This window comes from Caulobacter sp. GW821-FHT10F06 (assembly GCF_058809215.1).
Genome location: NZ_JBXASK010000006.1, coordinates 90033 through 115027 on the forward strand (window position 1 = coordinate 90033; position 24995 = coordinate 115027).

Consider the following 24995-nt stretch of genomic DNA (forward strand, 5'->3'; position numbering starts at 1 on the left):
ACGACAGGAGCACGGGGGTCGGAAGTTCAGCAGGCTGGTCCGGGAGGATCAGCGGTCCGGGTTGGACGCTAACCAGCCCGCCCGTCGGAGGCTTCAAGGCGGCGAGGCTCTAACAGGGCTCGAGCGCCGCGCGCTTCCGGATAACGGTCACGCGGAGCGAACGGCTTCGTCGAAACGGTATTTGTCTATCTCTTCCCGGACGTCGTCCGGACGCTCCGCAGCCCTTTCCACCCACTCACAGCGAGAGCGTGAGGCGGCAAACGCACGTGAGGACCCCCTCAGTCGCTCCGCGACAGCTCCCCCAAAGGGGGAGCATCTTGCTTGGCGCGGCGATCATAGATCCTCCCCCTTTGGGGGAGGTGGCCCGGAGGGTCGGAGGGGGTCCTCCACGACGTTAGACGCCAACCCCGACCTACCGTAAGAACCCCCCATGGCGTCGGCCGCGATCAACACCCTGACCCTGACGGACTTCCGGTCCTACGAACGCGCCCGCCTGGAGACCGGCGGGCGCAGCGTCTATCTGTTCGGGGCCAATGGCGCGGGCAAGACCAACCTGCTGGAGGCGATCTCCCTGTTGTCGCCCGGCAAGGGCCTGCGCGGGTCCAGCCTGGCCGAGGTCGGGCGGCGAATGCCCGGCGAGATCACCGGCCGCCCGTGGGCCGTGGCGGCCCTGGTCGAGGCCGGCGAGCATGAGCCGGTCCAGCTGGGCGCCGGCGTCGAGGTCGGCGGGGCCACCCGTCGCATCGTGCGGATCGACGGCGAGACCGTGCCGCCCGGCCGGCTGACCGACCACATTCGCCCCATCTGGCTGACGCCCGCCCAGGACCGCCTCTTCCTGGAAGCCGCCGCCGAGCGCCGCAAATTCTTTGACCGACTGGTGTTCGCCGCCGAGCCCGCCCACGCCAGCCACGCCAACGCCTATGACAAGGCCCAGCGCGAGCGGATGCGCCTGCTGACCGACGCCTTCGAGAGCGGCGCGCCGGCCGACCAGGCTTGGCTGACGGCGCTGGAGGCGCGCCTGGCCGAGAGCGGCGCCCTGATGGCCGAGGCCCGCGCCCGGACGCTGATCGCCCTGCAGGTCGAGATCGACGGGCGCGGCGACCGTCCCTTCCCGCAGGCCCGCCTCTCCCTGACCGGCGAATGGGAAAAGCTGGCCCTGGAGGGCGTCGATTTCGCCGAGATCGAGCTTCGTCTGGCCACGGCCCTGGCCGCCGCGAGGCCCCGCGACGGGGCCGCCGGGCGGGCCCTGACGGGTCCGCATCGGGGCGATCTGGCCATCCTTCACGTCGAGAAGGACCGTCCGGCGGCGGAATGCTCGACCGGGGAGCAGAAAGCGCTGATTCTGAACCTGGTTTTGGCCCAGGCGGCGCGACTTTCGCGTGCGGAATCCGCGCCGAATCCTATAGTATTGCTCGACGAAGTCGCCGCGCATCTCGACCTTACCCGGCGAGCCGCGTTGGCCGACGAAATCACGGCGCTCAAGCTCCAGGCCTTCCTCACCGGCACGGACGAGTCGCTGTTCGACCACCTGAAAGGTCGGGCTCTCGGCGTTCGCGTCAGCGAACTCGGCCTGACCGCATTGGAAGACGTATGACCGAAGAGACCAAGGGCCCGGCCGACGACAATTCCGGCGACCGTCTGACCACCGCCGAAGGCTCGGAAATGTCCGCGCCGGAAGTGATGAGCGGCGAATACAGCGCCGACTCGATCAAGGTGCTGAAGGGCCTGGACGCGGTGCGCAAGCGCCCCGGCATGTACATCGGCGACACCGATGACGGCTCGGGCCTGCACCACATGGTCTATGAGGTGGTCGACAACGCCATCGACGAGGCCCTGGCCGGCCACGCCACCAAGGTGGAAGTCATCCTCAACGCCGACGGCTCGGTGACGGTCACCGACGACGGTCGCGGCATCCCGGTCGACATCCACGAAGGCGAAGGCGTCTCGGCGGCCGAGGTCATCATGACCCAGCTGCACGCCGGCGGTAAGTTCGACCAGAACAGCTACAAGGTCTCGGGCGGCCTGCACGGCGTGGGCGTCTCGGTCGTCAACGCTCTGTCGGACTGGCTTGAGCTGAAGATCCACCGCAACGGCCACAGCCACCAGATGCGCTTCGAACGCGGCGACGCGGTGACCTCCCTGGCCCAGACCGGCGACTCGCCCGTCCGCGCCGACGGCCCCAAGGCCGGCGAAGTGCTGACCGGCACCGAGGTGACGTTCTTTCCGTCCAAGGAGACCTTCGCGTTCATCGATTTCGATCGCAAGACGCTGGAGCATCGCCTGCGCGAGCTGGCGTTCCTGAACTCGGGCGTGACGATCTATTTCCGCGACCTGCGCGACGCCGAGCCGTGGGAAGAGAAGCTGCACTACGAGGGCGGCATCGAAGCTTTCGTGCGCCACCTCGACAAGGCCAAGACCCCGCTGCTGAAGACGCCGATCGTCATTCGCGGCAAGAAGGACAAGGTCGAGGTCGACCTCGCGGTCTGGTGGAACGACAGCTACCACGAGCACATGCTGTGCTTCACCAACAACATCCCGCAGCGGGACGGCGGCACTCACCTGTCGGCCTTCCGGGGCGCTTTGACGCGCATCATCACCAACTACGCCGAGAGCTCGGGCATCACGAAGAAGGAAAAAGTCAATGTCGGGGGCGAGGACGCCCGCGAAGGCCTGACCTGCGTGCTGTCGGTCAAGGTGCCGGATCCCAAGTTCAGCTCGCAGACCAAGGACAAGCTGGTGTCGTCCGAGGTGCGCCCGGCCGTGGAAAACCTGGTGCAGGAAGGCCTGGCCACCTGGTTCGAGGAGCATCCGAACGAAGCCAAGGCCATCGTTTCGAAGATCGCCGAGGCCGCCGCCGCCCGTGAAGCGGCCCGCAAGGCCCGCGAACTGACCCGCCGCAAGAGCGCGCTCGACATCACCAGCCTGCCCGGCAAGCTGGCCGACTGCTCGGAACGCGATCCCGCCAAGTCCGAGATCTTCATCGTCGAGGGTGACTCGGCCGGCGGCTCGGCCAAGCAGGCCCGCAACCGCGACAACCAGGCGGTGCTGCCCCTGCGCGGCAAGATTCTGAACGTGGAACGGGCCCGCTTCGACAAGATGCTGTCGTCCGACCAGATCGGCACGCTGATCACGGCGCTGGGCGCCGGCATCGGCCGCGACGACTTCAACGCCGACAAGGTGCGCTACCACAAGATCGTGCTGATGACCGACGCCGACGTCGACGGCGCCCACATCCGCACCCTGCTGCTGACCTTCTTCTACCGGCAGATGCCGGAGCTGATCGAGCGCGGCTACATCTACATCGCCCAGCCGCCGCTCTACAAAGCCGCCAAGGGCAAGTCGTCGCGCTATCTGAAGGACGACTTCGAGATGGACGCCTTCCTGATCGACGAAGGCGTCGACGGGGCCGAGCTGGACCTGCCCTCGGGCGAGCGCCGCACCGGCCAGGACCTGCTGGCCCTGGTGCAACTGTGCCGTCAGGCCAAGGGCAATATCGACCGCCTGGCCGCCCGCGCGCCGTCGTTCGCCATCGAGCAGTCGGCCCTGGCCGGCCTGCTCAGTGAGGCTCCGGACATCGCCGCTGCGGCGGCCCGTCTGAACCTCTATGCCGAGGAAGGCGACGGTCCGTGGAGCGGCGAGCGCGGCGACACGGCCTATGTGTTCAAGCGCATCCGCCGGGGCGTCACCGAGAGCGTGGTGCTGGACGATGGTCTGCTGCACGCCGCCGACGCCCGCCGCCTGGCCGAGCGGGCCGGCGCCCTGGCCGAGATCTTCTCGGGCCGCGCCGTGTTCCGCCGCAAGGACAAATCGACCACCGTGCGGGGGCCGATGGACCTCGTCGCGGCGGTGATGGACGCCGGCCGCAAGGGCCTGTCGATCCAGCGCTACAAGGGCCTGGGCGAGATGAACCCCGACCAGCTGTGGGAGACCACCCTGGACGTCGAGGCCCGCACCCTGCTGCAGGTCAAGGTCAATCACGCCGATGATGCCGACGACATGTTCAGCCGACTTATGGGCGATCTGGTCGAACCGCGCCGCGAATTCATCCAGGACAACGCCCTCGACGCCGAGGTTGACGTCTAGTAGCCGACATTGGGCGCCGCCTTATCGGGCGGCGTCCGCCGAAAATACTGGCGTTACGCGAATTTTTCACCCGCCAGGCGGTGAAAATAGTTGTGCAGCTTTCGTGTGACAACTTGCGCGGATGACGCGGGCGTCATCTTGCGCGAACCTTCCGTGATTCGACGAGTAATTGCGTGGGGCTCGCCTAGGTTGGAACAAGACGCCAGTTTGCGTCCAGAGCGGATCCTGGACCTTTCCGAACGCCTGAGCACGGTGGCCGGAGAGAAGATCGGCGAGATCGCGCGCGTCAACCGGGCCGCGAAGATGCTCTCGATTAACGCCCTGATCGTGGCGGCGCGGGCCGGCGAGGCCGGCAAGGGCTTCGCCATCGTCGCCGAGGAGTTCAAGAAGATCTCGACCGAGATCGACGCGGTCGCCGCCGCCCTGGAGAGCCAGGTGCGGGCCGACCTCGACGAACTGACGGCCATCGGCGGGGCGATCCTGGGCCACATGCGCGGCCAGCGCCTGGCGGACCTCGCCCTCAACGCCATCGAGATCGTCGACCGCAACCTCTATGAGCGGACCTGCGACGTCCGCTGGTGGGCCACCGACTCGGCCATCGTCGACTGCATGTCCAGCCAGACCCCCGAGGCGGCCCGTTACGCCAGCGAGCGTCTGGGCGTGATCCTGGACGCCTACACCGTCTATCTGGACCTGTGGATCTGCGACACCAAGGGCAAGGTCATCGCCACCGGCCGTCCGGATCGCTACCCCGCCGCCCGCAACGCCTCGGTCGTCGACGCGCCCTGGTTCCGCGAGGCCATGAAGACCTCCAGCGGCGACGACTTCATCGCCTGCGACATCGAGCGGGCCAGGGCGCTGAACGACGCCCCGGTCGCCACCTACGCCACCGCCATCCGCGAGGGCGGCAAGAGCAACGGCAAGATCCTGGGCGTGATGGGCGTCCACTTCGACTGGAAGCCTCAGGCCCAGGCCGTGGTCGAAGGCGTGCGCCTGACCACCGAGGAGCGGACCCGGTCGCGGGTCATGCTGCTGGATCAGAAAGGCCGCGTGCTGGCCTCGTCCGATGGTCGCGGCGTGCTGACCGAGGTGTTCCCGCTCAACACCTCCGAAGGCCCGATGGGCAGCTACGCCGACGGCGACATGACGGTCGGCTACGCCCTGACCCCCGGCTATGAGACCTACAAGGGCCTGGGCTGGTACGGCTGTCTGGTCCAGACCAAGGAGCCTTCGGCGGGCATGGTCGCGCAGGACAAGTCGGCGGCCGCCTAACGATCCCAGGTCGGGACGCCCTTGAAGGCCTCCGCCAGGAAATCGACCATCACCCGCACCTTGGCGCTGAGATGCCGGCGGCTGGGATAGACGGCCAGGATGTCTATGTCGGCCATTCGGTGGTCCGGCATCAGCGGGACCAGCCGGCCGGCCTTGAGGTCCTCGCCGATCAGGAAGGTCGGCTGCCAGGTGACGCCTCGCCCGGCCAGGGCCATGGCCCGCGCCGTGTCGCCGTTGTTGGTGTGCATGACGGCCGAGATTTTCACCGCCAGCGGCTTGCCGGCCGAATCTTCGAAGCGCCACTCGTCGGCCGTGGCCGCGTAGGTGTAGCCGATGCAGGCGTGATCCTTCAGGTCGCCCGGCGCGGCCGGCGCGCCGCGTTCCTTCACATAGCCCGGCGAGGCGCAGACGACGTTGCGCGACGTCGCCAACTTGCGCCCGACATGGCTGGCCGAACCGGCGCGCGAGATGCGGATCGCCAGGTCATAGCCTTCCTCGACGATGTCGACGACGCGATCGATCAGCGCCACTTCCAGCTCGACCTCGGGATAGCGGCGCGCGAACTCCGGCCATAGCGGAGCCAGGTGCAGCACGCCGAAGCTCAGCGGCGCATTGATCCGCAGCCGGCCGCGCGGCGCGACCGACACCGAGGACGCCTGCGCCTCGGCTTCGGCCACCTCGTCCAGGATCGCCCGGCAGCGCTCGTAGAGCGCCTCGCCGCCTTGAGTCAGGGACAGTTTGCGCGAGGTGCGGTTCAGCAGCCGCACGCCCAGATGGGCCTCTAGCTCGTTGACATAGCGGGTGACATTGGCGGGCGAGGTGTCCAGCGCGTCGGCGGCGCGGGTGAAGCTGCCCTTGCCGACCACCGTGACGAAGACCTCATAGGCGCGCAGCCGGTCCAAGGACGCTCCGATCATTCATGAAAGCGGAACGATTAGACCAGTTTCGTCCCAATGTTGAAAGCGGCCCGACGGTCTATCTCCTTCGCATCGGACGGCGCATCCCGCTCCGCCTCGCGAATGTAAGGAAGAGAACCATGACCCGTCTTACCGGCAAGCGCGCCCTGATCACCGGCGGCACCAGCGGCATCGGCCTGGAAACCGCCAAGCAGTTCATCGCCGAAGGCGCTCGTGTCGCCGTCACCGGCACGAATCCCGCCACCTTGGAAGAAGCGCGCCTGGCCCTGGGTCCCGACGCCCTGGTGCTGCGCTCCAACGCCGGCGACGTCGCTGACCAGAAGGCCCTGGCCGCCAAGCTGAAGGACGCCTTCGGCCAGATCGACGCGGTGTTCGTCAACGCCGGCGTCGCTGAACTGAAGCCGCTGGACCAATGGGACGAGGAAGGCTTCGACCGCGTTTTCGACATCAACGTCAAGGGCCCGCTGTTCCTGATCCAGGCGCTGACGCCGATCCTGGCCAACCCGACCTCGATCGTGCTCAACACCTCGATCAACGCCCATATCGGCATGCCCAATTCCAGCGTCTACGCCGCCAGCAAGGCCGCGCTGCTGACCTTGGCCAAGACCCTGTCGGGCGAGCTGATCTCGCGCGGCGTGCGGGTCAACGCCATCAGCCCCGGGCCGGTCTCGACGCCGCTGTACGGCAAGCTGGGCTTCACCGAGGCGCAGTTGCAGGACGTGGCTGGCTCGATCCTCGCCCAGATCCCGGCCGGCCGTTTCGGCGAACCCAGCGAGATCGCCAAGGCCGTGGTGTTCCTGGCCAGCGACGAGGCGGCTTTCACGGTCGGCGCCGAACTGATCATCGACGGCGGCATGAGCACGCTTTGACGCGACGCGGCCGGTTCGAGGCCAAGGACGACAGGAACGTCCAAGATCGGACCGGCCGCTTGCGGTTTGCTTCCGTCGCGCGCCAGATCGGCGTCCGATGAAGCGGAGCCTTCGATGACCCTCTACCTGTTCGCCCTGCTGATCGGCGTGATCGCCGGCCTGAGGGCCGTGACCGCGCCAGCCGCCGTCGCCTGGGCCGCGCATCTGGGCTGGCTGCCGCTGGCCGGCACGCCGCTGGCCTGGATGGGCGCGACGGCGACGCCTTGGATCTTCTCGGCCCTGGCCCTGGCCGAACTGGTCAGCGACCAACTGCCCAAGACTCCCAGCCGCAAGGTGCCGCCGCAGTTCATCACCCGCGTCGTGATGGGCGGCCTCAGCGGCGCGGCGATCGGCATGACCGCGGGCGTCTGGATCGGCGGCGCGGCCGCCGGCGTAGTCGGAGCGGTGATCGGCACCCTGGGCGGGGCCGAAGCGCGGGCCCGTCTGGCCAAGGCGTTCGGCAAGGACCTGCCCGCCGCCCTGATCGAGGACGCCGTGGCGGTGTTCGGCGGGATCGCCATCGTCTGGGCGGCCCTGTGAAGACCTTCGACGCGATCATCATCGGGGCCGGCCAGGCCGGTCCGTCCCTGGCCGGACGATTGACGGCGGCCGGCCAGACGGTGGCGCTCATCGAGCGCAAGCTGTTCGGTGGAACCTGTGTCAACACGGGCTGCATGCCGACCAAGACCCTGGTCGCCAGCGCCTACGCCGCCCACCTGGCCCGCCGCGCGGCGGACTATGGCGTCACCTTCGACGGCCCGGTCGGGGTTGACATGAAGCGGGTCAAGGAACGCCAGCAGACGGTGGTCCACAACGCCCGCAACGGCGTCGAGACCTGGCTGAAGGGCATGAAGGGCTGCACGGTCTTCGAGGGCCACGCCCGTTTCGAGTCGGCCACGACAGTCCGGGTCGGCGACACGGTGCTGAGCGCTCCGAAGATCTTCGTCAACGTCGGCGGCCGCGCCAACATCCCCGACATGCCGGGGGTGGATCGGGTCAAGTACCTGACCAACACCGACATGATGCAGATCGACGAGCTGCCCAGGCATCTGGTGATCGTCGGCGGCAGCTATATCGGCCTGGAGTTCGCCCAGATGTACCGTCGCTTCGGCGCGGAGGTGACGGTGGTCGAGATGGGGCCGCGCCTGATCCAGCGCGAGGACCCGGAAATCTGCGACGCCGTCCGGGAGATCCTCGAGGCCGAGGGGATCACCGTCCGCCTCAACGCCGAGTGCATTAGCTTTGAACCTTGTGACGAGGGCGTCTGCGTCCACGTCACCTGCGAGGCCGGCGCGCCGCAGGTGGTGGGCTCGCACGTTCTGCTGGCCGTGGGCCGCAAGCCCAATACCGACGACCTGGGCCTGGAGGCGGCAGGCGTCGCGGTCGACAAGCGGGGCTACATCACCGTCGACGACCAGTTGCGCACCAATGTGCCGGGCGTCTGGGCGATAGGCGACTGCAACGGCAAGAGCGCCTTCACCCACACGGCCTACAACGACTTCGAGATCATCGCCGCCAACCTGCTGGACGACGATCCGCGCAAGGTCAGCGACCGCCTGACCGCCTATGCCCTCTATATCGACCCGCCGTTGGGCCGGGTGGGCATGAGCGAGGCCGAGGTCCGTGCTACCGGGCGTCCGGCTCTGGTCGGCAAGCGGTCGATGACCCGCGTCGGCCGAGCGGTCGAGAAGGGCGAGACCCAGGGCTTCATGAAGGTGCTCGTCGACGCCGAGACCAAGCTGATCCTCGGGGCGGCGATCCTGGGGCTGAACGGCGACGAGGCCATCCACGGCATGCTCGACATCATGTACGCCAAGGCCCCCTACACGACGATCCAGCGCGCCGTGCACATCCACCCGACAGTGTCGGAGCTGATCCCGACCATGCTGGGCGAGCTGAAGCCGCTTTAGAACCGACTGGAGACGACGTCCGCCAGGGCCGCCAAGGCGTCGGACAGGCTCTGGTCGAACGGACGCGGGGCGGTGTCGACCACGCACACCGTGCCCAGCATCCAGCCGTCGGCGTCCCGCACCGGCGCGCCGGCGTAGAAGCGGATATTCGGCGCGCCGACCACGAACGGATTGTCGGCCACGCGCGGATCCTCGAGCGTGTCCTCGATCCAAAGCAGGTTGCGGTAGGCGATGCAGTGGCTGCAGAACGAGACATCGCGCGGGGTGTCGGAGATGTCGACGCCGGCCCGGCCCTTGTACCACTGCCGATCGGCGTCGACGAAGGTGACCATGGCGGCCAGCGCGCCGAACAGGGCCTTGGCGGCCTCGGCCACGCGGTCAAACTCGGGATCGCGAGGCGTGGCCAGCACGTCGGTGCGCACCAGCGCCGCCAGGCGCAGCAGCTCTTCGTGGTCAGTCGTCGACAGCATCAGCATGGGCGTCTCCTCGCGGTGGGTTCGATCGAAGGCAGGTTCATTTGACCATCACGCGGAAGCGGAACGAGGCCGCGCCTGCCACGGCCAGCTTGCCCTTGGGCTTGATGCGGATGTTGGTCACCGCCGCGTCGCAGCCGTCGCTGTCGGCCACGGGCGTGTAGACATAGGTCGAGCCGCTGTTGTTGGAGAACTCGACGTCGTCGGTGGCGCTGGCCAGCGACGTGTAGGTGAAGGTCAGGTTGCTGAGCACCGAGGTGAAGGCGATCGGTCCGGAGTTGAGCGCGCCCAGATCCACCAGGCACAGCTTGACCTTGGTCGGGATGGGATCGGTGACGACCGTCTTGTCCTGGTCCAGCACGACCAGCGTGCCGTTGGTGACGGTGATCGTGTAATCGAGCTTCGCGCCGGGGATGGCCTTGGGCGCCACCGAGCCGCTGTAGGGATCGGAGACCACGGCGACAGTGTTGCTGGCGGTCAAGGCCAGGAACAGCAGGACGATCATCGACGGCCTCCCAGCCTCTGGCGGGCTGCGGCGCCGAGGCCCGCGAAGGTGGTCTGGTCGAACTTCATCCGCGCCGTGACGTAGAAGCCCTTGCGGCTGTAGCTGGCGGCCTCGAAGTCCGGATCGTGATAGCCGACGGCGTTCCAGCCGACGCTGATCCAGGCGTTGTCGGCGGGCGACACGCCGATCGACGGACCGAAGGGTAGGCCGTGCCGTCGCGCCTGCCGGCCTGGCGCAGCGACAGGTTCAGGCCGATGTCGACACGGTGGGTCAGGTCCAGGCGGGCGTCGACGCCGATGACCTGGACGAGACCGGTGCGGGCCTGGCCGTCGAACTGTGCGCGGACCAGCTTGGCGCCGTGATAGACCGAGGCCTGGACGGCGCCAGGCGTATGGTCGCCGCGATCGCTGTCGAAGTTGACGGCCAGGTTGTTGATCAGCTTGGACGAGACGCCGTCGCCGCGCGCGGTGGGGCCGTAGCCGGCGGCGCCCGTGCCCTCGACGATCCCGTGGGCGGCCTCGCGGCGGACTTCCAGCTTGTCCAGCACCGACCAGCGGCTGTCGAGCGGCCGCCAGGCGACCGAGCCGGCTGCTTCGATCCCGCGCGAGACGGCGCCGGCCTTGGTCGTGGTCTCGTCGGCGCGGACGGTGAAGGCGGCGGTGACGCCTTCGCGCAGCTGACGCAGATAGGCGCCGCGGACCGCCCAGCTGTCGGCGCGGTCGCCGTGGCGGGCCTCGACTCGGCCATTCCAGCTCCACAGCTCGGCGCGATAGGCCGCGCCCAGGCTGACGGCGGTGAAGTCCTCGGTCGCCAGGCCCGCGCCGGTGGCCTTGGTGTCCAAGGTGTTCGGATCTGGCGTCTTGCCGGCCAGGGTGCTGGCGGCGTCGACCGAGGCGTCCAGGGTCCAGTCGCCCTTCAGCTGGACGTTCTGGGCCAGGCCCAGCTGGACGTAGGTGCGGGGACCGAAGGCCGACAGGTCCTGGCGGTTCAGGGCGCTGGTCAGGCGCGCGCCTTTCCACGGAGCCACCTCGACGCCGCCGCCGGTCACGGCGGCCTTGTAGCCTACGCCCTCGACGATCTCGCGGCTGGCCAGCAGGCGCAGGCCCTCGCGGACGACGAAGGCGGCGCCGACGCGACGGCGGACCGGGAAGTCCAGGCTCTCGGCGTCGCCCAGGGCGATGTCGGACGAAGCGGTCAGCTGCAGGCGGCGGTTCAGCAGGTCGCGGCTGGCGGTGACGGTCAGCAGGTCGGAGCGGACGCCCTGGCCGGTCGCCGGGGTGTCGTGGGCCGACTTCAGGCCGGCCCCCAGGCGCAGGTCGCCCCGAGCGTAGTCCAGGCGGGCGTCGACCACGTCGCGCACGTCGCCGCTGTCCAGGTAGCGCTCGTGATAGGCCGAGACCGACATCGACAGGCGGTCGGTCAGGCGCGCCTTGCCGTCGACGCCGACCTTGCGGGCGCCCAGTTCGGCCAGGTTCTGCTGGTCCAGGCCGAAGGCCTTGTCGGCCTGGCGGGCGTAACCCAGCACGTCCAGGCGGGCCGAGTGATGCTCGACCTCAGCGATCCAGGCCCCTTGGCGATCGGTCGTAACCGACTGGCTGGTGGCGGTCTCGAGGCGGATCTCGGTGTCGGCGCGCGGGCGCAGAGTGACGTCGACGGCGACGAGATCGGTCTCGCTGCGCGCCTGGCCCGGGCGGCTGTGCAGATAGGTGACCCCGGCGGCGGCCTTGCCGTCCAGCAGGGCTGCGGACACGCGAGCGCCCAGTTCGGTGGTCTTCTCGCCGCCGGCGGCGACCTCGTAGCCGACCACGACCACGTTCGGATTGAGGTCGGCGTCGCGGGTCGCGATGGGATCGCGGAAGGTCAGGGCGCCGGTGGCGTAGTCTAGGTCGTAGTCGACGTCGCGAGCCAGGACATGGCTGGCCAGCACGCGCTCGGCCCGGACGCGGTCGCGGGTTTCGATCGTCACGGTCTCGGTGTTGGGGACGATGTCGCGGCGCGACAGCTGGTAGAGGCTGGCCAGACCCGAGCCGGGCAGTTCGTCGCGGACGTGGTCCTGCTCGGTCTCGGCGGCAAAGCCGGCGAAGCTGAGGACGCGGCCTTGGCGCTCGAACTTCACGCCGTTCAGGGTGCGGTCGAAACGGCCCAGGCGGGTGGCGTCAAAGGCGGTCTGGAAGTCGCCGAACAGGGCGTAGAAGGCGTTGCGCTCCAGACGCAGATACAGCTTGCGCTGGCTGGCGGCGTCATAGGCTTGGCCCGCGCCGTCGCCATAGACAGTGTAGTAGCGGTCGGGATCGATCGTCGCGGTCAGGCCCCGGTCGGCGTCGGCCGAGCGCTTGCTGTCATAGGCCATGGTCAGCAGCCACGAGCCCTTGACGCGGCCCTTGGCGTAGAAGGCCAGCTGACCATCGACCATGGTCTTGTCGCGGTCCTTGCGGGCCAGCGGCGCGGCGTGGCGCGAAAGGGTGTTGTAGCCGGCCGTGCCGGCGGCGAAGCCGACCACGATCCAGTCCTGACGCGCGGCGCTGAGCCAGGCGCGGACTTCGGCCGGGGCAGTCTCTGAAAGGCCTGGCAGCTTGAAACGCAGGAGGGCAGAGCCGGCCTGGGTGGTGGGGGCCAGCGCGATCAGCGCCACGCCATCCGAACCGGTCACCCGCCACGTCGCGGCGCGAGCGCCCTCGCCGGCCAGGCGCTGGTCGGCGTCGACGTCCTGGCCCGTGGCGTAAGGGGCGCCGATCTCGAACGTCCCCATCGTTCCGGGGCGGACGGGATGGCCCAGGCGGTCGGTGAAGCGCACGGCCACGACCGGCGCGCTGAGCCCATCGGCGGCCAGATGCGAGGCCTCGGGAACCAGTACGGCGCGGGTCGGGGTGTTGGCGTAGGCGACCTGGCGCTTCAGCTCGGCGATCACGTCGCCGCGGCCGTTGACGATGGTGGCGGCCAGAACGTTGTCGCCCTCGACCAGCGGCACGCCGCGCCACAGCGACACGGCCATGGTCCCGTCAGCGCTGGTGTCGACGCCGTCGCGGGCCAGAGGATCGACGGGCGCGCCGTTGATCGTCAGGGTCACGCGCTGGCCGGGGCCGTGCTTGACGGCGACGCGGATGGCCGGCGCGGCCGGGTTGTGGCCCTCGGCGGGAAAGATGAAGCCTTCACCCGGCTCCTGGCCGGCGAACCAGTCGATGGTCCCGGCCGGGGCGTCCTCGGACACGGCGGCGGCGATCGCCGCCTCCGGCTTGGCGACGGTGCGGCGCAGGCGGAACTCGACCCGCTCGAGCCCGCCGCCGCGTAGGTCGACGAACTGCGAGAAGGCCCTGCCGGCGATGCGGGTATCGCGACCGCAGGCCACGGCCTCCAGGCCGGCCGGCAGAGCGCCGGCGTCCAACTGCACGACGTGCAGGCCAGGGCGAACGCCCTCGAAGTGGAACAGTCCGTCGCGGTCGGAGACCACGTAGGTTCCGTCTTCCAGCACCAGCCGCACGCCGGCCACGCCGATGCGGCCGTCCTCGCGGCGCGTGGCGCACGCGCCTTCGGTCACGCGGCCCAGGATGGTGGCCGCGTCGGTCATCAGCGGCGCGGCGACACGCACCCTGGCCTGGGCCTCGCCGCTGGACGCGCCCAAGGCGCCGGTAGCGATGGCGCGATTGATGGCCACGCCGACCGGCGCGTCGGGTCCGATGGTGGTCAAGTAACTGATCTTGTTGGCCTGCGCCGGCCCGAACGTGCCGAGGCTATAGGTCAGCGTCCGGCCGTCAGCGCTGATCGTCGGATCGGCCATAGGCGCGCCATCCTTGCGTGAGGAGCCCCGCGCATAGCGGAAGCCGCGCGGCAGCACGTCTTGCACCTGGACAGTGTTGATGGTTCGCGCCGCGCCGAGATTGCGCACCGCCAGCGTGTAGCGGATCAGGTCGCCGAACGTGCCTTTCTGGGCGGAGACCGACTTCTCCAGCGACAGTCCCTGAACGAACCGGCGATAGACGACGGGCAGCTTGCCGCTGTCGAGCGGGATGTCGACCTGCAGCGGATCGACCTGGATGAGGTCGAACGCCGCGCCCCAGGAGGCCGGCGCGATCTCGAAGGGGTCGCCGTCGGGCGCCGTCAGCTTGGCCAGGGCCGCTTCGGTCGCCGTCGAGGGCGCCGAATAGCCTTCCGGCGGCTCGACGAAGAGACTGTAACGTCCTGAATTGACGAGCGGAAAACGGTATTGACCCGGTGCGAACTGATAGATCGCGCCGCCCGAGTCCGTGACGTCGTGGCCGCTGATCACCGTGGACGGATAGACGCTCACCCCGTCGTCGCCGAGCACCTTGGCCGGTGCGCCGGTCACCTGGTCGACCAGGGTGACGCGCGCGCCGTCGATCGCCTTGCCGGTTCGGGAGTCGAAGACGTAGCCGTAGGGGTCGATCAGCGCCTGGGCGGTGGCTGACGTGCCGTCGTAGAGATCGGCCACCGTGACATCGAGCCAGCCGCCGCGCGGCGCCGAGATCTGGCAGTCGAAGGAGGCCGACGGGGTAACATCCGTAGCCTGAATGTAGCCCAGGAAACGACCGGTATTGGCGCTGGTCTCGCTGACCTTCAGCGTTTCCTTGTCGCCGTTGGTGGTCTTCAAGGTGATGGTCATCACGTCCCGCGTGGCGGGATCGAGGTTCTGTTCCGGGGCGTCGATGACGATGAACACCGGTTCGCCGGCGTGGAACGAGGTCGCGGGGCGCAACATCACCCAACTGGGGTCGAAGTCGCTGCCGCCGTGGAAACTGGGCGTGGAAAAGCCCTTGCCGTCGATCAGGCACTTGCTGTCGCCGGCATCCATCCCGACACCCTCGGCGCCCACGGCCAAGCGCATCAAGCGAATCGCCGATCGCGTGCGCGGCGCTAGAGTCAGGGTGGTGGTGTTCGAGTTCACGCCGCCCGCGCCCGTCGCGCTCACATAGGAGAGCCGCGCCGTGTTGCTGATCGTGGGGGTCTGACGCGCATGTGCGGGCGCGCAGAGCCCGGCGGCGATCGCCAGGCCTGTCAGCGCGTGTTTCATGCGGGCGTGCAATGTCATTCTGGCATGCGGGACCGTTCCGGGCGACGCAGCGCGCCGCCCGGTCGGGTCGTCTCTTCCGTTCTGGAACGAGGCTAGTTCAGGGTGACGCGGAAGCGCGTCGTCGAGGTCGCGCCGACCGCGATGCTGGCGATGCTCGCCGCAATACGCGTGCCGTTGTAGACCGTGCCGTCCGACGCCTGCGCCCCGTCCGCCACGCACGCGCCCAGAAGCACCGAGCCGCCGACATAGGTGCTGCTGGCCACATAGGTGGTGTTGGCCGGGATGTTGTCGGTGACGCCGACGCTGGTCAGCGGCTGCGAGCCGATGTTCTTGACCGCGATACAGTACTCGATCACCGCGCCGGGAATGGCCTTGGGCGTGACCAGACCGTTCAGCGGATCGCTGATGAGCGTGGCGGTCTTGGTGACCTCGGCCGTCGCTCCGGCGATGTTGTATTCGTCGCCGGCGCTGAAGCGGCCGTCACGCACGACGTCGGCATAGCCGGCGCCGTCGGCGAAGACCGTGTCGATCTGGGCCGGATCGTCGACCAGGCTGGCGCTCAGGTCCGATCCCAGGCTGCTGCCCGTGCCGCCTGCCGCGACGACGGCGGTCAGTTCGACGCCGGAAATGCCGCTGGCCGGGCCAGAAGCCGGAACGTCGGCGACGACGAAGACCGTCTTGGTCGCGTCCGGGGCCAGTTCGTCGATATAGGTCGCCGTGTCGGTGCCGGCTTCATAGGTGCCGTTGCCGTTGACGTCGACGAACACCCGGATGTTGGTCACGCCGAAGTTGTCGGTGTGACCCAGCTGGGTTGGCGCGCCGATGCCGGTGTTCAGGGCGAACAGGCGGAAATCCTGCGTGGCGTTGGTGGTGTTGGTGACCGTGAAGGTCGTCACCTGGTTGGTCTGGCCGTACGAGACGCTGGTGGCCGCGCCGCCGACTTCGGCGACCATCACATTGGCCTTGCGGTCGACGACGAAGGTGGCCGCGTTCGACGCGACGGGCGTCTGGCTGACGCCGCTGACCGAATACGACACCGAGGCGGTGTTGTTGACGCTGGTGCCGGCCTGGGTGCCGGTCGCGGCAAACGCCGCCTGACTCCAGAGGCCTGCGGCAAGGGCGGACGCCCCCGCCAGCCAGCGTGTTCTGTATGACTTCTTCATGAAAACCCCCGTTTTGGATTGGGAAAACGCGTCACTTCAGACGCGCGCGGAACGACAGACGCACCTCGCCGCCCGCCGGAACGGGTTGGTCGAGACGCCAGCGAAGGGTGGTGATGTCGGCGACGGTCGCCGGCGCGCCGGCCTTGGTCAGGCCGGGCAGGGCGCCGAAGGTCTGGCCGTCGACGGAGACGGCCGGCGGCCGCGCGTCGGCGGGACCGGCATAGACCAGGTTGTGGGTCAGCGGATTGGTGACCACCACGCCGTCGGCGGGCTTTTCGCCGCCATTGCGATAGGTCAGGACGTAGACGACTTGGTCGCCGGGCGTGACGCGAGCGGCGGACTTCAGGCTCGTCGTTACGCGACCGTCCGGAGCGCGGGTCTCGATCTCCTTGAAGACGGCCGAGGTCAGGGTGGCTTCGCTGGCCTGGGCCGCGCCATGGGTGAGCAGCCCGGCCGCGACGGCGGCGAGCAGAAGGGTCTTGGTCATGAGGTGGTTCCAGGAGGACTGATGCGGACTTTGAAGGTGACGGTGCGGCTGACCGGGGCGGCGATCTCGCCGAGCGCGACCTCGATGGCGTCGCCGAGGAAGCGGCCGCCGTCGTTGTCGTCGCCGTCGGTGAGGGGCGTGCCGTCGAGGACAAGGCTGCCGGGGACGTAGACGGCGCCGACCGGGATGGGATCCGAGATCTTGACCTGGCGAACCGTCGGTCCGGCGGCGAACCGAGCTTCCAGGCTGTAGATAATGACGGCGCCGGGCATGGCCCGCGCGCCGCCGAAGGGGTCGACGACGGTCTGGGTCTTGATCAGCTGGGCGCTGACCGACCCGACCCGGAACACGGCTGGGGTGCTGGTCGCACCGCCCGCTCCGCCGCCGCCGCTCCGCGGATTGCGGAAGCCGGCGCCCATGACGACGTAGACGCCGCCGTTTCCGGCTCGGGCCATGTCGGTCTCGGTCGCGCCGTTGCGCAACACGGCGGGGAAGGCGCGCATCAGCACTCGGCCCAGATTGCCATGTAGGGCCGAGGCCGGAATGCTGCACGAGACCCAGGCCACCACCGACGCGCCGGGAGCCAGGACCGGCGTGACCGTCGAGACGCGGTCCACGGTCATGTCGGGCAGGCCGTCGCCGTCCCAATCGACGATGATGCGGCAGGCCTGCGGATCGAAGTCGTCCGCGCCGGCGTGCTCGAGAAAGAGGTCGAACGCTTCGGAGCCGTTGCCGAGGTTGGTGATGCGGAAGGCCAGGCGCTGGTCATCCGCGCTCGCCTCGACGTCGAGCTCGGGGGTCAGCACGTCGATGCGCACGTCGAGGATTTCCTGAACCTGCAAGGAGACGCGATTGGAGGCCAGGGCCAGGGTTCGCGTCCCGTCGAAGAAGGTCAGGCCGGCGACGTTGTCGACCATCGTCGCGGCCGGAGTCATGGCCGGAGCGGCGAGCGCGATGAGGGGCGTGACCAGCAAGATCAGCACGGCCGCAAGGACACGCGCCGTCCATCCGCCGAGGGCGGTCGCCTTGCTGATGTTGTCAGGGCCCGGACGGGTCATGCGCTGGTCGTGAAGCTCGCTGGATTGAATTCGAGCCTCAACAGCGCGCCTCTACGGCTAATCAGACCTTACTGGACGCGAACAAAGAAGGAATATCTAGACTAACGTCTAGTGCGATTAGCCCCTCCAAACTCGCCTCATGGTGCGTATCGTCGCAGGAGAGCGTCCCTCACGCTTCAACCCTGTGACGTCCTGTCGCAATCGTTTCCATTGCAGAGCTCTGTTCGTTGAGTTTCGGCCGATTTGACCGCAAACCCTTGTGTGTTCGCTGTTTTCGAGAATTTCGGAACGCAGATCATCGAACGTCGCCACGTCGATTGCGACACTTGGCGCAATGACGGCGCGCATCCGCACCGCCATGCTCGTTCGAGTGGTCACCTGGAGCATTCGCGCGTGAAGCGGGTTCTTGTCATCGATAGTCATCCTCTTATGCGCGAAGCGATCCGGATGGTGGTCCTGGCGACGTGGCCGAAGGTGAGCGTCATCGAGATCGGTTGCATCGAAGGGCTGGAGGCGAACTGTCGTCCGGGCGCGGCCATCGACCTGGTGATCATGGATCCGGTGCTTCCCGACGCTGCCGGCCTGTCGGGCTTGATCCTGGTTCAGCAGCGCTTGCCCGACGCGCCGATCGTGCTCTTCTCCTCGCGCTGCGACGACCAGATGATCGGCGCGAGCAACGTGCTGGGCGCGGCGGCCTTCATGCCCAAGTCGGTGCGCACCGCCGACATGATGGAGACCCTGCGGTCGGTCGCGGCCGGGGCGCGGGCCTTTCCCGCCTTCGATGGCTCGGCGTCGGTGAACCAGGAACAGCTCGCCATGCGCAAGCGCCTGGAGGATCTGACATCGACCCAGCTGAAGGTGCTGATCAGCATCGCCGACGGGCGTCTCAACAAGCAGGTCGCGTCCGATCTCCGCGTGTCCGAAGCGGCGATCAAGGCGCACCTGACGGCGATCTTTCGCAAGCTGGGCGTCTACAACCGCGCCCAAGCCATGCTGGCCCTGCGCCCCTTCCTCGCCGCCGGCGCGCTGCCGGCGCTCACGCTGGCGGCCTAGCGGATTCTATCGACCTGAATTTTCGAGGAAATGGCGCGCAGATGCGGACGCCGCTGAGAACTATGAGTGGGCGCTAGCCATTTGAGCCGCTGTGATTTTGTAACGCGTTCTCAAGTTCAGCGCCTGAAGCTATAGAACGGCCATGCGACGAGCGATGACATGGTGGCGGAACCTGAGTGGCCTGATGGCCGCCTGCGTTCTGGCGCTGCTCGTCGTTGCACCTGCTGTCAGCATGGCGACCTGTCTCTGCGAAGACGATGCATCTGTCGTCAGCGGCGAGACAGGCGTCGCCGCCGTCCAGACCATCCAAAGTGACCAGCGGGGCCACCGCGCGCCCTGCGAGGCCGCGTGCTGCGTGAGCGGCCACTGTCATCACGGCGGAGCCATGCTCGATACGGCCGTCGCGGAGGTTCCAGCCCTGGCCCCCGTCGCCCCCGAGCACGCGCTGGCGTCCGTCCAAACGCTCGCCTCGCGCGCCCTCTCCGGCCTCGACCGACCGCCTCGCGCCTGACCGATCCGCGCGTCTTTCGCGCGCCGTCGCTCATCCTTCGTGAGGAACCTCCATGTCATCGAACCGATGGCCGCTGCGCGCGGCCTTGGCCTGCGTCGTTTCCGGGGTGCTCTGCACACAGGTCACGGCCCAGACCGCCCCGAGCTTTCAGACCCTTCTAAGACAGGCCCAGGCCTCCGCGCCGCGTCTGGCGCTGGAGGCCGCCGAGACGCGCGTGGCCGAGGGCCAGGCCGCGCAGACCGCCACTCGGCCCAACCCGACCCTTGGCCTGATGGTCGAGAACGCCGCCGGGTCCGGTCCCTACAAGGACTTCGACAGCGCGGAGACCACGCTTTCCATCGAGCAGCCGCTGGAGTTGGGCGGCAAGCGCGCGGCGCGGACTTCGGCGGCCCAGGCCGATCTCGCCGCCGCCCGGGCGCGCGCCGCCTTGGGAAAGGTCGATTTCGCCCGTGACCTGGCGCTGGCCTACGCTAACGCCGAGGCCGCCCAGCAGCGCCTCGCCATCGCCAGGGACGGCGTCGACCTAGCCCAGGCCGACGCCAAGGCCGCCCGCCTGCTCGTGGACAACGGCAAGGAGGCCCAGGTGCGGGCCGTTCAGGCCGAGGCTGGATTGGCCACAGCCCGCGCGGACCTGGCCGCTGTTCAGGCCGAGGCCGAGGCGGGGTTGGCCCGCCTGAGTGCGCTGACAGGTTCGTCCGAGACCTACGTCGCCGTCACCGGCGGCCTCCTCGACGCTGACCCCGCGCCGCCCTCGCCAGGGCCGACCTTCAGTCCGGCCGTCGCGGCCGCCCGTGCGGAGCATGACGCCGCCGAGCGTCGTATCGCGGTAGAACGAACGCGACGCATACCCGACCTCGCCGTCAGCGTCGGTGTCCGCCAGTTCCAGAACGACGATTCCACGGCGGCCGTCTTCGGCGTCTCGGTCCCCTTGCCGCTGTTCGACCGCAACCGAGGCTCGGTCGCCGCCGCCACGGCCAACGCGCAGGCCGCCCAGGCGCGGCTGGCCATGGCGCAGGCCGAGCAGGATGGCGACCGCCGCGCCGCGACCGCCCAGGTCGCCGCAGCAGGCCAGACAATGGAGGCCTCCCGGCAAGCGGAGAGCGCGGCGTCCGAGGCCTATCGCCTGGCCCGGATCGGCTACGACGCCGGCCGTCTGCCGCTGTCCGAATTGCTGGCCGCCCGCCGCGACCTCGTCGCCGCGCGAGGCCGCGCCGTCGAAACCAAGCTGGCGCGCGTCAAGGCGGTCGCCGACCTCGCCCGCGCCCAGGGCGCCATTCCCTTCGGAGATCAGCCGTGATCGCTCGTCGCTCTATCATCGCCTCGGCGGTCGCCCTCGCCGCCGCCGCCGGTCTCGGCTATGGGGCCGCCCAGTTCGTCGGAAGCCGTTCAGTCGCACCCGCCCATGGAGAAGAAGGCGCGGAACACGACGAGCACGGCGCCACGGATCTTGTGCCGCTGAAGCTCGCCGACGCGGCGGCGGCCGGCGTTTCGGTCATCACGCCAGGACGCGGCGGCGGCGCGGACATCCTGCTGCCAGGGCGCGTGACCCTGGCCGCCAACGCCCTGGCCGCGCTCGGCGCGCCGGTGTCGGGCACGGTGGAGCGGGTTCATGTCTCGGCCGGTGCGAACGTCGCCGCCGGATCGCCCATCGCCACCTTGCGTAGCGCTGACGCCGCCTCTGGCCGCGCGAGCCTCGACGCCGCTGGAGCCGGAGTCAGGGCCGCCCAGGCCGCCGCCAGCCGGGACCGCCGCCTGTTCGACGCCGGTGTCGTCGCCCGCCAGGATTGGGAGGCCAGTCAAGCCGCCGCCGACAAGGCCCAGGCCGACTATCGCGCCGCCCAGGCCCAGGTTCGCGCCATGGGCGGCCCGGGGGCCAACGGCGTCACGGTTCTACGCAGTCCCATCGCAGGGGTCGTGACGCGGATCGAGACCCAGGTCGGCAGCTTCCTGACCCAGGGCGCGCTTGTCGCCGAAATCGCCGACCAAAGCCGCGCCGAATACGTCTTCGACGCGCCCGCCGTCGCCGCTGGCTCTATCAGACTTGGCCAGGTGATCCATGTGCAGACCCCGGACGGTCGGGAAGCGCGGGCCACCATCAACGCCGTGGCTCCGGGCGCGTCCGGCGGGAACACCGCCACCGTGCGGGCGACGCCATCGGGCAAGATCGCGCCGGTCGGGTCCGTCGTCTCGGCGCGGGTGATGACGGGAACCAGTGCAAGCGGCGTGATCATTGTGCCCAGCGAGGCTGTCCAGACCGTCGAGGGCCGCCCGGTGGTGTTCGTGGTCGAGACGGCCGGCTTCCGCGCGAAGCCGGTGACCCCCGGCCGCGTCGCCGCCGGCTCCACCGAGATCCTGCGCGGACTGGCCGGAAGCGAACGCATCGCCGGCAAGGGCGCCTTCCTGCTCAAGGCCGAACTCGGCAAGGGCGAAGCGGGACACGAGGACTGACCATGCTGGCTCGCCTGATCGACCTCTCCGTCCGCTTCCGTTGGATCGTCGCCCTGCTGGCCGTGGCCCTGCTCGCCTATGGCGGCGCGCAACTGGCCGGCCTGCCTATCGACGCGGTGCCCGACATCACCAACCGCCAGGTGCAGATCAACACCATCGCTCCGGCCCTCGGCCCCGAGGAGGTCGAGCGTCAGGTCACCTTCCCGGTCGAGACCGCCCTGGCGGGCATCCCTGGGCTCGTAGAAACCCGGTCGCTCTCGCGACATGGTTTCTCGCAGATCACCGCCGTCTTCACCGACGCCACCGATCTTTATTTCGCCCGGAATCTGATCAACGAGCGGCTACAGGCGGCGCGTGCCACCCTGCCTGACGGCCTGGAGCCCAGCATGGGGCCGCCGGTCACGGGTCTGGGCGAGGTCTACATCTGGACCGTCGAGCTTTCGGGGCCGGCGGCACGCGCTGGCGCGGTCTACGTCACCCCCGAAGGCGACCGCCTGACCACCGACATCGAGAAGGCCACCTATCTGCGCACGGTGCAGGACTGGATCGTCGCGCCGCAACTGAAGACGCTGAAAGGCGTAGCCGGGGTCGATGTGCTCGGCGGCTACGTGAAGCAGTACGTGGTCCAGCCGGATCCGGCCAAGTTGGCAGCGTTCGGGATCAGCCTGCCACAACTGATCGACGCCCTGGAGCACGCCAACCGGGTCGAGGGCGCGGGCTATGTCCAACGCGGCGGCGAGGCCTATATCGTGCGCGCCGACGCTCGCGTGAAGACCCTGGGCGAACTGGCCGAGACCCCCGTGGGTCGGCGTGGGTCGGCGGTCATCCGTGTTTCCGATGTCGCCACTGTCGTCGTCGGCCAGGCGCCGCGCCTGGGTTCGGCCAGCGAGGCGGGGCGAGAGGTCGTCATCGGCACCGCCTTGATGCTGGCCGGCGAAAACAGCCGCACCGTCGCCGCTCGGGTGGGCGAGCGCCTGAAGGACATCCAGGCCAGCCTTCCGGCCGGCGTCGTGGTCAAGCCGGTGCTGGACCGCACCGATCTGGTGGACGCGACGATCCGCACCGTCGAGCACAACCTGGCCTTTGGGGCGTTGCTGGTGATCGCCGTGCTGTTCGTGGCCCTGGGCAACATCCGCGCGGCGATCATCACCGCCCTGGTCATCCCGCTGTCGTTCCTGTTCGCGGCCATCGCCATGCGGCGGTTCGGGATCAGCGGCAACCTGATGAGTCTGGGCGCGCTCGACTTCGGTCTGATCGTCGACGGCGCGGTGGTGGTGATCGAGAACACTCTGGGCCGCCTGGCGCTGCGTCGAGGCGAACTGCGACGGCCTTTGGACGCCCGCGAGCGCATCGAGATCGCCGCGTCCTCGGCTCGAGAGATGGCGCGCCCCGCCGCCTTCGGCCAAGCCATCATCCTGATGGTCTATGCCCCGCTGCTGGCCTTCGAAGGCGTCGAGGGCAAGATGTTTGGTCCCATGGCGGCGACCGTGATGTTCGCTTTGGCCGGAGCCTTCCTGCTGTCACTCACCTTCGTGCCCGCGATGGCCGCCCTTCTGATCGGTGAGCCCAAGGAGCACGGGGAGACCCGCGTCATGACCGCGACGCGAGCGCGGTTCGAGCCTGTGTTGCGCCGGCTTGTGGCCCGCCCCTTGGCTGTAGCGGCCGGCGCTGGCCTAGCGCTGCTGATCGGTGTTGTCGCCTTTCTGAGCCTGGGCCGCGAGTTCATCCCAACGCTCGACGAGGGAGACCTGTTGGTTCAGGCCTCGCGCGTGCCGTCGATCTCGCTGGAGCAGAGCCAGGCCATGCAGTTCCGGGTCGAGAAGACCCTGGCGGCCATGCCCGAGGTCGCCCTCGTGTTCACGCGCACCGGCACCGCCGAGATCGCATCGGACCCGATGCCGCCCAGCGCCTCGGACACCTTCGTGATCCTCAAGCCGCGCAAGGACTGGCCCGATCCGCGCTTGCCGAAGGCGGAATTGGTCGAGCGCATGGAAGGCGCGTTGAGCAAGCACCTGGGCAACGCGTACGAGTTCACCCAGCCCATTCAGATGCGGTTCAACGAGTTGATCGCAGGCGTGCGTTCCGATGTCGCCGTCAGCGTCTATGGCGACGACTTCGCGGTCATGGACCAGACCGCTCAGGAGATCGCGAAGACCCTGCGCGGGGTGCGAGGCGCGGCCGACGTAAAAGTCGAGCAGGTTTCGGGCCAGCCGACCATCACGGCCACGGTCGACCGCACGGCCGCCGCCGCGCTCGGCGTCCACGCCAGCGACGCCGCTGACGCACTGGCCATCGGCCTTGGAGGGCGCGAGGCCGGGCATATCCTTGAGGGTGACCGGCGGTTCGATGTCGTGGTCCGCCTCGACGAACAACGCCGCAACGACCCGGCCGTCATGGGGCAGCTCCCTGTCATGCCGGAGGGCGCGCCCCCAGGCACGGCGGCGATCCCGCTCTCGACCCTGGCCCGCTTCGACGCCACCGAAGGCCCCAACCAGATCAGTCGCGAGAACGGCAAGCGCCGAATCGTGGTCCAGGCCAATGTTCGAGGCCGCGACCTAGGCGGCTTCGTCGCCGACGCCAAGGCCGCCGTGCGCGAGGCGGTCCCGCTTCCCGCCAGCTCATGGCTCGACTGGGGCGGTCAGTTCGAGAACCTGGAACGGGCCTCGGCGCGCCTGGCGGTCATCGTGCCGGTGGTCTTCCTGGTCATCGTCATCCTGCTCTACTTCGCCCTCGGCTCGGCGGCGGAGGCGGCCCTGGTCTTCGCCTGCGTGCCCCTGGCCCTGGTCGGCGGCGCAGTGGCCCTGGCGCTGCGCGGCACACCGTTCTCGATCTCGGCGGCCGTCGGCTTCATTGCGGTGTCAGGCGTGGCCACACTGAACGGCCTGGTGCTGATGCAGAGCATCAAGCAGCAGCTCGCCATAGGGCTGGAGCCGGACGAGGCGGCAGTCACCGGCGCCGTCAGCCGCCTTCGAGCCGTCCTGACCACGGCCCTTGTCGCCATGCTCGGCTTCCTGCCCATGGCGGTCGCCATCGGCCCCGGCGCGGAGGTGCAGAAGCCGCTGGCCACCGTCGTCATCGGCGGCCTGCTGACCTCTACGTCGCTGACCTTGCTGGCCTTGCCGGTCTTTGCGGCTTGGCTCGCACGGAAAGGTTGGATGCGCAGGTGAGTGATTGCTTGGCA

The 24995-nt window shown here is 68.9% G+C and carries 16 protein-coding genes and 1 pseudogene; 10 read left to right on the forward strand and 7 right to left on the reverse strand.

The features are described from left to right. Positions 1 to 430: 430 nt before the first annotated feature. The 3 genes and pseudogenes from recF (at position 431) to AC1RUS_RS14515 (ending at position 5355) form a co-directional block, all read left to right on the forward strand. Entirely contained in the window at positions 431 to 1594 is a 1164-nt protein-coding gene (gene recF / locus AC1RUS_RS14505; protein ID WP_492917293.1) for a DNA replication/repair protein RecF, read from the forward strand. Then, positions 1591 to 4083 (forward strand): DNA topoisomerase (ATP-hydrolyzing) subunit B, encoded by a 2493-nt coding sequence (gyrB, locus tag AC1RUS_RS14510; RefSeq protein ID WP_492917294.1) that lies wholly within the window; start codon positions 1591 to 1593, stop codon positions 4081 to 4083. Before recF ends, gyrB begins: the two co-directional genes overlap by 4 nt. 121 nt (positions 4084 to 4204) lie before the next feature. Next, positions 4205 to 5355, forward strand: a pseudogene (locus tag AC1RUS_RS14515) (methyl-accepting chemotaxis protein). Here AC1RUS_RS14515 and AC1RUS_RS14520 read toward each other — a convergent pair. Further along, positions 5352 to 6257, reverse strand: coding sequence for a LysR family transcriptional regulator (locus AC1RUS_RS14520; protein WP_492917295.1), 906 nt, complete (start codon positions 6255 to 6257; stop codon positions 5352 to 5354). The pseudogene AC1RUS_RS14515 and the gene AC1RUS_RS14520 sit on opposite strands and share 4 nt — an antisense overlap. 134 nt (positions 6258 to 6391) lie before the next feature. On the opposite strand from AC1RUS_RS14520, the gene AC1RUS_RS14525 reads away from it, so the two are divergent. From AC1RUS_RS14525 to AC1RUS_RS14535, 3 genes are all read left to right on the forward strand, one after another. Next, complete coding sequence (locus AC1RUS_RS14525; protein ID WP_492917296.1) at positions 6392 to 7141, forward strand: SDR family oxidoreductase; 750 nt, start codon at positions 6392 to 6394, stop codon at positions 7139 to 7141. A gap of 114 nt (positions 7142 to 7255) precedes the next feature. Continuing rightward, positions 7256 to 7720: a DUF4126 domain-containing protein gene (locus tag AC1RUS_RS14530; RefSeq protein WP_492917297.1), complete on the forward strand. Its 465-nt coding sequence runs from the start codon at positions 7256 to 7258 to the stop codon at positions 7718 to 7720. Next, positions 7717 to 9090 carry an FAD-containing oxidoreductase gene (locus AC1RUS_RS14535; RefSeq protein ID WP_492917298.1) on the forward strand — a complete coding sequence of 458 codons (1374 nt, stop codon included), beginning with the start codon at positions 7717 to 7719 and terminating at the stop codon, positions 9088 to 9090. Before AC1RUS_RS14530 ends, AC1RUS_RS14535 begins: the two co-directional genes overlap by 4 nt. Here the strand turns inward: AC1RUS_RS14535 and AC1RUS_RS14540 are convergent. The 6 genes from AC1RUS_RS14540 to AC1RUS_RS14565 all read right to left on the reverse strand — a co-directional run bounded on the left by AC1RUS_RS14540 (position 9087) and on the right by AC1RUS_RS14565 (position 17802). Then, positions 9087 to 9566 (reverse strand): GAF domain-containing protein, encoded by a 480-nt coding sequence (locus AC1RUS_RS14540; protein ID WP_492917299.1) that lies wholly within the window; start codon positions 9564 to 9566, stop codon positions 9087 to 9089. The genes AC1RUS_RS14535 and AC1RUS_RS14540 overlap by 4 nt on opposite strands. Before the next feature lie 37 nt (positions 9567 to 9603). Continuing rightward, positions 9604 to 10068 carry a hypothetical protein gene (locus AC1RUS_RS14545; RefSeq protein WP_492917300.1) on the reverse strand — a complete coding sequence of 155 codons (465 nt, stop codon included), beginning with the start codon at positions 10066 to 10068 and terminating at the stop codon, positions 9604 to 9606. Between the two features lie 64 nt (positions 10069 to 10132). Beyond that, positions 10133 to 15094, reverse strand: coding sequence for a DUF11 domain-containing protein (locus tag AC1RUS_RS14550; protein WP_492917301.1), 4962 nt, complete (start codon positions 15092 to 15094; stop codon positions 10133 to 10135). Positions 15095 to 15186: 92 nt separating this feature from the next. Further along, positions 15187 to 16257 carry a hypothetical protein gene (locus tag AC1RUS_RS14555; RefSeq protein WP_492917302.1) on the reverse strand — a complete coding sequence of 357 codons (1071 nt, stop codon included), beginning with the start codon at positions 16255 to 16257 and terminating at the stop codon, positions 15187 to 15189. A gap of 31 nt (positions 16258 to 16288) precedes the next feature. Then, positions 16289 to 16744: a hypothetical protein gene (locus AC1RUS_RS14560; protein WP_492917303.1), complete on the reverse strand. Its 456-nt coding sequence runs from the start codon at positions 16742 to 16744 to the stop codon at positions 16289 to 16291. Further along, positions 16741 to 17802, reverse strand: coding sequence for a hypothetical protein (locus tag AC1RUS_RS14565; protein WP_492917304.1), 1062 nt, complete (start codon positions 17800 to 17802; stop codon positions 16741 to 16743). The genes AC1RUS_RS14560 and AC1RUS_RS14565 overlap by 4 nt, the downstream gene beginning before the upstream one ends. 393 nt (positions 17803 to 18195) lie before the next feature. Between AC1RUS_RS14565 and AC1RUS_RS14570 the strand changes: the two genes are divergently transcribed. The 4 genes from AC1RUS_RS14570 to AC1RUS_RS14585 all read left to right on the forward strand — a co-directional run bounded on the left by AC1RUS_RS14570 (position 18196) and on the right by AC1RUS_RS14585 (position 24981). Next, positions 18196 to 18855, forward strand: a complete 660-nt coding sequence (locus AC1RUS_RS14570) for a response regulator transcription factor (protein ID WP_492917305.1) — start codon at positions 18196 to 18198, stop codon at positions 18853 to 18855. 563 nt (positions 18856 to 19418) lie between these two features. Further along, positions 19419 to 20663 carry a TolC family protein gene (locus AC1RUS_RS14575; RefSeq protein WP_492917306.1) on the forward strand — a complete coding sequence of 415 codons (1245 nt, stop codon included), beginning with the start codon at positions 19419 to 19421 and terminating at the stop codon, positions 20661 to 20663. Then, on the forward strand, positions 20660 to 21814 hold the full coding sequence (locus tag AC1RUS_RS14580; protein ID WP_492917307.1) for an efflux RND transporter periplasmic adaptor subunit: 1155 nt from the start codon (positions 20660 to 20662) through the stop codon (positions 21812 to 21814). Before AC1RUS_RS14575 ends, AC1RUS_RS14580 begins: the two co-directional genes overlap by 4 nt. Before the next feature lie 2 nt (positions 21815 to 21816). Further along, positions 21817 to 24981 (forward strand): efflux RND transporter permease subunit, encoded by a 3165-nt coding sequence (locus AC1RUS_RS14585; protein ID WP_492917308.1) that lies wholly within the window; start codon positions 21817 to 21819, stop codon positions 24979 to 24981. Positions 24982 to 24995 lie beyond the last annotated feature (14 nt).